Origin of the sequence: Acinetobacter sp. LCT-H3 (assembly GCF_001866125.1) — a bacterium.
GTDB lineage: Bacteria > Pseudomonadota > Gammaproteobacteria > Pseudomonadales > Moraxellaceae > Acinetobacter > Acinetobacter schindleri.
This window is the reverse complement of record NZ_MODX01000049.1, coordinates 1-8,961: the sequence shown is the minus strand read 5'-3', so window position 1 is coordinate 8,961 and position 8,961 is coordinate 1. Positions and strand designations below refer to the sequence as shown.

The following is an 8,961-nucleotide window of genomic DNA, read 5'->3' as shown; positions in this document are numbered from 1 at the left end:
ACAGGGGGTGTTTTTTTATGTAATTTTTTAATTTATTTCGAATTTTTAAAAGCAAATAAGATCATTTGATAAAAATAAGATACTAATTAATATTAATATTTAAAATGAATAGCTTAAATAGTGCATAAAAAGTACAAGGAATTGTATGTAATTTAACAAATCTATGTTATAAAAAAATAAAGCGGCATAAAAATTGCTTATAAAGCGCGGTTTGAATAATGAGGGGTAACAATGAAATTATCAGTGGGCTTAAAAGTTGCGAACTCGCTGTCATTAACTCCACAATTGCAGCAAGCAATTCGATTATTGCAACTGTCGAGTCTGGAACTTGAACAGGAAATTCAGTTACAGTTAGATAGTAATCCTTTACTGGAAAAAGTTGAAGAACAATCAAATTTAGAAAGTTTATCTACTTCTGAAGTTGAGCATGACCAAAAAGACTTAACCAATGAATTGAATGCAGATCATTTGCCTGATGATTTGCCTGTGGATACTGATTGGGATGATGTATATACCCATCAGCCCACTAGTTTAGGTGCAGCTGAATACGAAGAACGTGAGGATAATCGGCAGGGACATTTAAGCCTGCAGCAACATCTGATTGAACAGGTAAATCTGCTACATTTTTCTAAAATTGATAAGTTGATTGCACATTGCATTATCGACTCCTTGGACGATAAGGGCTTTCTTGAAGTCGAAATTTCGGAAATTACCACCTCAGTTCAACACTTGTTACAAAGCATGGGCTATGAGGAGGAAATTGAAGATGATGAAGTCCTTGTAGTACTCAAACATATTCAACGATTAGAGCCTATTGGTGTCGGTTCGCGCAATTTGGCTGAATGCCTGATGGTTCAGCTGGATAATTTGTCCGCTTCCACACCTTGTCGTAATGATGCGATCAAGCTGCTACAACACTATGAACTGCTCATTACCAATGAATTACCTCGGCTGATTAAGCAAACTGGTTTGAATCCAGATCAGTTGCGCTGTGCAGTAGATTTACTTAAAACATTAAAACCCCATCCTGGTCTGGAATTTGAAGATCGCGAATCTGATTATCAGGTGCCCGATGTTGTCGTGTTGAAAAAGAATGACTGCTGGCAGGTAATGTTGAATCCTGACGTGATGCCAAAACTACGTGTAAATTCTTTTTATGCCAATATGATCCGTCGTGCTGATCAAAGTGATGACAATCAATATTTAAGAAACCAGATGCTGGAAGCAAAAAATTTCATTAAAAGTATCGATGAACGTCATAAGACTTTGTTAAAAGTAGCCACTTGTATTGTCGAACACCAAAAAGCTTTTTTAGAAATTGGTGCTGAAGGGATGAAACCTCTAGTATTACGTGATATTGCTGAAGAAGTTGAACTTCATGAATCTACTGTTTCTCGGGTAACAACCAATAAATACATGCTGACACCGCGTGGCCTTTTTGAATTGAAATATTTCTTTTCCAGTCATGTCGGTACGACTTCGGGTGGGGAAGCATCTTCAACTGCGATTCGTGCCAAGATTAAGAAATTGATTTCTGAGGAAAATATACGTAAGCCGTTGTCGGATAATGCAATTGCCAATATGTTAAAAGAGGAAGGTATTGATGTAGCAAGACGTACAGTCGCTAAATATCGTGAATCGTTACATATTCCTTCATCTTCTGAACGAAAGGTCTTGATCTAAGTTTTAAAATCTGACTATTCTAGAGATTCATCATGACACTATGATGAATCTCTTTTTCTTTTGAGGAACCGTAAAATGATTTGATCCAATTTCTGAACTGTAACCTTGCATTGGTTATTGTCATCGAATCATTTGACTGTGACTCGTCTAATCCTAACGAAGTTGAGGGATAGAACTATGCAAATAACAATTCGTGGACATCATTTATCTATTACGCCAGCAATTGAAGATACTATAAAAACAAAGTTCCAGCAGATGACTAAACATCTGGATCAAGTGAACAGTATGCAGGTTAAACTTTCAAAAGATCATCAGATTGATAAACGCTCTAAAAAAGGAAGCAGTAATCATATTGCGGAAGCGATTATCAGATTACCGGGAATCGAATTTTTTGCGCATGCCAATGCCGATGATATGTATACCTCGATCAAGCTTTTGACAGAAAAATTAAAAAAACAAATTGATCGATATCGAAAAATGAACCTGAATTATCAGCCATTGGCTTTATAATCGGGCAGAATGGAAAAAGAGGTTTTTAAAAGCCTCTTTTTTTATATATATAATGTATGTGACTAATGAATTATTTTTTTTATTTATAGTAAAATGATCCGTTTTACACCCTTAGTCCTATAAGAGGTCTTGTGATGAATAATGAACAGCTCGCTGGAATCTTAAAAGCCGCGTTCCCAGAGGCTGACATTGCTGTGAGTGGTCAGGGCGGCAAATATGATCTCCGTATTGTGGATGATCAATTCGATGGTAAGCGACCAGTTGCTCGACAACAAGCTGTTTATGCTCCTCTCAATTCTTATATCGCCAGTGGTGAAGTCCATGCCGTAACAATTCGCGCAATGACCAAAGAAGAATGGCGCAAAGCAAGCTTATTTGGAGCTTAATAGATTAATGGATAAATTTTTAATTCAGGGCGGCAATAAGCTCGAAGGTGAAGTGCGTATTTCCGGTGCGAAAAACGCAGCACTTCCACTACTGGCTGCAATGATTCTTGCAGATACTCCTATTACCTTGACCAATGTGCCTAATCTGAAAGATGTAAACACACTGGTTAAACTTATTGCCGGTCTCGGGATCACCATGAAATATGAAGGTGATACTGTTGTTGCGGATACTTCAACCCTGGATAACCAGTTTGCACCATATGAGTTGGTAAAAACCATGCGTGCATCCATTTTGGTGCTTGGTCCATTACTGGCGCGCTACGGTAGTGCACAGGTGTCTTTACCTGGTGGTTGTGCGATAGGTTCTCGTCCTGTTGATCAGCATTTAAAAGCTTTGGAAGCGCTTGGTGCTGAAATTCAGGTTGAAGCTGGTTATGTCCATGCCAAAGTTGATGGTCGTCTGAAAGGTGGCGAAGTTATCTTTGACATGGTGACCGTGGGTGGTACCGAAAATATTCTGATGGCGGCTGTGCTGGCAGATGGCGTAACGACAATCCGTAATGCAGCACGTGAACCTGAAATTACCGATCTTGCGCAAATGCTGATTAAAATGGGTGCCAAGATTGAAGGTTTAGACACAGATACGCTGATTGTCACTGGTGTTGAAAGCCTACACGGCTGTGAATATGCTGTGGTTGCTGACCGTATTGAAACCGGTTCATATCTGGCAGCTGCTGCGATCACGGGCGGTAAAGTAAAAACAACGAATACAGATCCAAACCTGCTTGAATCAGTATTGGAAAAATTTGAAGAAATGGGTGCAGAAGTTACACGTGGTGACGACTGGATCGAACTGGATATGATGGGTAAACGCCCGAAAGCTGTCAGCTTCCGTACTTTGCCGCATCCAGAATTTCCAACAGATATGCAGGCTCAGCTGATGGCAGTGAATGCAATTGGCCGCGGTTTTGCGACAATTTCCGAAACGATTTTTGAAAACCGTTTCATGCATGTTCCTGAATTGGCTCGTATGGGGGCGAATATTCAGGTTGAAGGTAATGATGCTGTGGTGACTGGTGTGGAAAAACTTTCTGCAGCACCAGTGATGGCGACAGATTTACGCGCTTCATTCTCTTTGGTATTGGCAGCGCTTGCCGCTGAAGGGGAAACAGTGATTGACCGTATCTATCATATTGACCGCGGTTATGAAGATGTCGAAGCGAAGTTACAAGGTTTAGGTGCCCAAATTAAGCGAGTAAGTTAATGAGCGATATGAGAAACGATGATCCAAACTTTGACGTAATGGGCAATTTTGATCATGGTTTAACTTTAGCATTAAGTAAGGGCCGTATTTTAAAAGAAACTCTACCGTTACTTGAAACGGCAGGTATTAACCTGCTGGAAGACCCGGATAAGTCTCGAAAGCTAATTTTCCCGACAACCCATAAACACGTTCGTATTCTGATTTTACGTGCTTCTGATGTGCCAACCTATGTTGAAAATGGCGCAGCAGACATCGGTGTGGCAGGTAAAGATGTGTTGATGGAGCATGGCGCGCAAAATGTCTATGAGCCATTAGATCTAAAAATTGCCAACTGTAAACTGATGACAGCAGGCAAGGTTGGTATGGAACGTCCGAAAGGCCGTCTTAAAATTGCGACTAAGTATGTGAATTTAACCCGTCAATATTATGCAAGCCTAGGTGAGCAGGTTGATGTGATCAAGCTTTATGGTTCTATGGAACTTGCACCACTTGTAGGTCTAGGCGATTATATTGTTGATGTGGTCGATACAGGCAATACACTTCGTGCCAATGGTCTTGAGCCACTGGAAGAAATTTGTAAAGTATCTTCACGTTTGATTGTCAATAAAGCCAGCTTTAAGCGTAAACAAGCATTATTGAATCCAATTTTGGCACAGCTTGAACAAGCTGTTGAAGCACGTGAACAATCGAAAAAAGCTTAATTTTTATCGTTCTAAAATACCGTCTGCAAGGACGGTTTTTTTATATCTAGGGTTTGATAGAGAATTTAGAGAAATCATCAATTTTACCGAATGCTATTTCCAATAAAACTCATGCTCAAGAAAGTAGATAGATAACCACAAAGCCTGTTAAAACAGGTAAACTAATCTTTTCCATATCAACCTTGTGGGTAAATTGATGCGACGTTTATCGACTCAAGATCAAAACTTCAAGCAGGTATTTGCTGACTTGTTAGCTTTTGAAACAGTGAGTGATCCTGAACTTTTAAAAACCGTAGATCAAATCATTGCTGATGTGCGTCAGCATGGTGATGCTCATGTTCTTAAACTTACTCAGCAGTTCGATCGACATCCAGCGCATCAATTTTCAGATCTGGAACTGACTCAAGAACAATTGAAAGCTGCCTTTGATGGTTTAACAGTTGAAGTGCGTGAAGCTTTAGAACTCGCTGCCAACCGTGTACGTGAATTCCACCAAGCACAAAAGCAAGATGGCTGGACCTATGTCGATGCTTTAGGTAATACCTTAGGTCAAAAAGTCACACCACTTGATCGTGTGGGTATTTATGTACCGGGCGGTTTGGCATCGTATCCATCTTCAGTATTGATGAATGCAGTACCTGCCCATGTTGCAGGTGTACCTGAAATTATTATGGTGGTACCTGCGCCAAATGGTGACTTGAATCCATTGGTACTTGCAGCAGCATATTTGGCAGGCGTGACCCGTGTATTTACCATTGGTGGTGCGCAAGCGGTTGCAGCATTAGCCTATGGTACAGAAAACATTCCATCTGTAGATAAAATCACAGGCCCCGGTAACCGTTTCGTTGCTGCGGCAAAACGTGCGGTATTTGGTCAAGTCGGTATCGATATGATTGCCGGACCTTCTGAAATTCTAGTGTATGCAGAAGGTGAAAATAATGCTGAGTGGCTGGCAATGGATTTATTGTCACAAGCTGAGCATGACACGGTTGCGCAAGCAGTATTCATTACACCTGATGAAGCTCTGTTAAATGCAGTCGGCGAATGGATTGAAAAACACTTAGAAGCTTTACCAAAAGCTGAGATCGCACGTACGTCTATCGAGAACCGTGGTGCATTAGTTTTAGTGAAAGACCGTGCGGAAGGTGCTGAACTCATTAACCAAGTGGCACCAGAACATTTGATGCTGTGTTTAGATGAAGCCGAAGAAATGGCTGAAGATATTCGTCATGCTGGTGCGATCTTCATGGGTCGTTACACCCCTGAAGCGATTGGTGACTACTGTGCAGGGCCAAATCATGTCTTACCAACCTCAGGGACAGCACGTTTTTCATCACCACTGGGCGTATATGATTTCCAAAAACGTTCAAGTCTGATTATGTGCTCTGAACAAGGCGTGAAAACTTTAGCGAAAACTGCTGATATCTTGGCGCAAGAAGAAAATCTTGATGCACATGCACGTTCTGCACGTTATCGTTATCAGTAATTAAAAATATAAAACCTCTCCCTAACTCTCACTTGCGTTTCATTTTAAAGCAGTGCTTTAAAACTTGCTCAGGAGAGGGAGATTACATGATTGAATTAATTATCTAGTAAAGCAATATGTAAGAGTTTGGAGATCCCTCTCCCTTCGGGAGAGGTTAGGAGAGGGCTAATAAGAGAACAAAGATGTCAAAGATCACTATAGAACAAATGCGTTTTTGGAGTCCTGAAGTACGTGAGCTTGAGCCGTACACACCAGGTGAACAGCCTAAAATCCAAAATCTTTTAAAATTAAATACCAATGAAAACCCATATCCACCGTCACCAAAAGTGGTGGAAGCAGTGCAGAATGTCTTGGCAAATGGTGCGGATGTTTTACGTTTGTATCCTGACCCTGATGCCTCTGAACTGAAGCAAGCGATTGCGAAACAGCAAAGTGTGCCAGTTGAGCAAGTCTTTGTCGGCAATGGTTCGGATGAAGTTTTAGCACATATTTTCAAAGCATTCTTCGTTCAAGAATTGCCATTGCTCTATCCAGATATTACCTACAGTTTCTATCCAGTTTATAGTCAGTTCTTTGGGGTGAAAACCAAAGTTCTGCCACTCAATGATGATTTTGAAATTGTAGTCGATGACTATAAACAGCCAAATGGCGGCATCATTATTACCAATCCAAATGCACCAACCAGTATTGCACTGGGTTTATCTGCAATTGAAGAAGTGCTTCAAGCTAATCCAAATTCGGTTGTGGTGATTGACGAAGCCTATGTCGACTTTGGTGCAGAATCAGCGGTGGCGTTGGTTGAGAAATACGACAATTTGGTGGTATGCCAAACGACGTCTAAGTCCCGCTCATTAGCAGGTCTACGGGTTGGTTTTGCGATTGCGCAGCCACATTTAATTGCAGCATTGGAAGCGGTTAAAAACAGCTTTAACTCTTATCCAATGGATCGTTTTGCCATTGCAGCAGCAGTAGCTTCCTTTGAAGACCAAGCTTACTTTGAAGCGCAAAATGCCAAAGTGATAGCGAGCCGTGAGAAATTGACAGCACAGTTAAAAGAACTTGGATTTAAAGTTTTACCATCGGCTGCCAATTTCATTTTTGCATCATTGCCAAGCAAAGATGCAGGTGAGTTAGCAGCTGAATTACGTGAACATGGTATTATCGTGCGCTATTTTAATAAGCCACGTATCAATCAGTTCTTACGTATTACTATTGGTACAGATGAGCAGAATCAACGTTTGATTGATACATTGAAAAATGAGATTTTGATTTAAGTGAATCTATCCCTTGCGGAGCAATGCTCATCAAGGGGTGAGATTCATAAAAAAACGACTCAATTGAGTCGTTTTTTTATTTATTCAGGTGTGTACCAAGTATTGAGTAGATTCAACATAGCTTCGACTTTATCAAAACATTCTTGGTATTCGGCATCGCAGTCTGATGAAATGGTAATCCCGCCACCAGCCCATAGTGACATCTCATTTTGGTATTTCTGTATTGAGCGGATCAGAATATTCCAGGAACCAGTTCCATCAAAATTAAAATACCCCATTGAGCCACAATATGCACCTCGTGGCGCATCTTCAAGTTCTTCAATAATCTGCATGGCACGGATTTTAGGTGCACCAGTAATAGATCCGCCAGGAAGGGCGGACATTAAAACATTAAATGGATTTACATCTTTTTTTAATGTAGCTTGTACCTCACTAACCATATGATGAACTTGATTAAAGCTTTCAATATTGAACAGCTTTGGTGTTTTAACTGAGCCAGTTTCCGCATAAACACTTAAATCATTACGTAATAAATCCACGATCATCACATTTTCAACTTGATCTTTCTCAGAATTTTTTAAGGTCTGTTTGGACTGCTCATCCAATATTGGATCTATATAACGCGGCATCGTGCCTTTGATCGGTTTGGTAATAATCCGTCGCTCAGATTGAAACTCAATAAACAGTTCTGGTGAACAACTTAACAGCTCAAACTCACCTACGCGTAAATAACCAGCATAAGGTGCATTGGTTAGCTGCCAAAATTGTTCTGCTGTAGCTAACACAGAGCCTTTAGCTTGTGCTGAAAATTCTTGAGTCAGGTTGATCTGATAACAATCACCAGCTTTGATATATTCCTGAACCTGACTGAAAGCCTCCTGATAAGCCGATTTATTCCAACGCGCTGTACATGGAGAAACTAAATTAAATTCAGACTTATCCTGGAATTGATCAAGTAAAGCCTGAATCTGCTGAAAAATATGTTTCGCTTGAGGATCACTACTTTTAAAAATCCATCCTTGAGGGTTGAGTTCTAAATAAGTAGAGAATTGCCCAATAAAAAGTGCTGGCTGCTGGCGCTGTCTATAATGAACTTGCTGCTGAGCTGCGTAGTCATAAGAAATGAATCCTACAAAGCCGCCATTAAATCTTGTAGAGTCCGAGGTTGATTTAGACGTGAAATTAATAGTTAAATCTGGCGCAACGACTTCATACTGATTAAAAGAAACAGCCTGATAAGTTTGTATAATATCATCCTGTATAACTGTATAACGTTCAGCACAGCAGGCAATAAATGGCGTACCGTTGTCATATAAATATACAGCATGATCCAGGGAGCGCAATGCTTCCAAAATGGCATGCGGGGAACTATTTGAAGCAGACAGGAGATGTTGAAAAGTTAGGCTATGCATTCAGTTTAAAGCATTCAAGAGACTGAGATGATTCTATCTCAATTATCAAGAAAAATGAGGTAGAACTTGTATATACCGTTTATCGGTGAATAACGAAATGCGACCAACAACAGTTGAACAAAAAATGACACGCAGCTAATTTAGGGGGGCGAGCAAATCACTCAAGGATTAATTGTTCGTGCTGTCGTAAAATAAAAATACATCATGGACAAAGAGTGATTCACAACGGCTTTGTTGCACAAACC

At 40.3% G+C, this 8,961-nt stretch carries 8 protein-coding genes; 7 read left to right on the top strand and 1 reads right to left on the bottom strand.

Annotated features, from left to right (window positions below; translation table 11 throughout):
* Positions 1 to 231: 231 nt before the first annotated feature.
* The 7 genes from BK820_RS14525 (at position 232) to hisC (ending at position 7,304) form a co-directional block, all read left to right on the top strand.
* Entirely contained in the window at positions 232 to 1,683 is a 1,452-nt protein-coding gene (locus tag BK820_RS14525; RefSeq protein ID WP_048882007.1) for an RNA polymerase factor sigma-54, read from the top strand.
* 177 nt (positions 1,684 to 1,860) lie between these two features.
* A complete protein-coding gene (gene hpf, locus BK820_RS14520; protein WP_004814456.1) occupies positions 1,861 to 2,193 on the top strand; it encodes a ribosome hibernation-promoting factor, HPF/YfiA family in 333 nt (110 codons plus the stop codon).
* A 134-nt stretch (positions 2,194 to 2,327) separates the two neighbouring features.
* Positions 2,328 to 2,579, top strand: coding sequence for a BolA family iron metabolism protein IbaG (ibaG, locus tag BK820_RS14515; RefSeq protein ID WP_071321303.1), 252 nt, complete (start codon positions 2,328 to 2,330; stop codon positions 2,577 to 2,579).
* A gap of 7 nt (positions 2,580 to 2,586) precedes the next feature.
* On the top strand, positions 2,587 to 3,843 hold the full coding sequence (gene murA / locus BK820_RS14510; protein WP_071321302.1) for a UDP-N-acetylglucosamine 1-carboxyvinyltransferase: 1,257 nt from the start codon (positions 2,587 to 2,589) through the stop codon (positions 3,841 to 3,843).
* Entirely contained in the window at positions 3,843 to 4,544 is a 702-nt protein-coding gene (gene hisG / locus BK820_RS14505; RefSeq protein ID WP_071321301.1) for an ATP phosphoribosyltransferase, read from the top strand. The genes murA and hisG overlap by 1 nt, the downstream gene beginning before the upstream one ends.
* Before the next feature lie 184 nt (positions 4,545 to 4,728).
* On the top strand, positions 4,729 to 6,030 hold the full coding sequence (gene hisD, locus BK820_RS14500) for a histidinol dehydrogenase (protein ID WP_081409074.1): 1,302 nt from the start codon (positions 4,729 to 4,731) through the stop codon (positions 6,028 to 6,030).
* A 182-nt stretch (positions 6,031 to 6,212) separates the two neighbouring features.
* On the top strand, positions 6,213 to 7,304 hold the full coding sequence (gene hisC / locus BK820_RS14495; protein WP_071321299.1) for a histidinol-phosphate transaminase: 1,092 nt from the start codon (positions 6,213 to 6,215) through the stop codon (positions 7,302 to 7,304).
* An 80-nt stretch (positions 7,305 to 7,384) separates the two neighbouring features.
* On the opposite strand, the gene pabB is transcribed toward hisC, so the two are convergent.
* Positions 7,385 to 8,716, bottom strand: coding sequence for an aminodeoxychorismate synthase component I (gene pabB / locus BK820_RS14490; protein ID WP_004891544.1), 1,332 nt, complete (start codon positions 8,714 to 8,716; stop codon positions 7,385 to 7,387).
* Positions 8,717 to 8,961 lie beyond the last annotated feature (245 nt).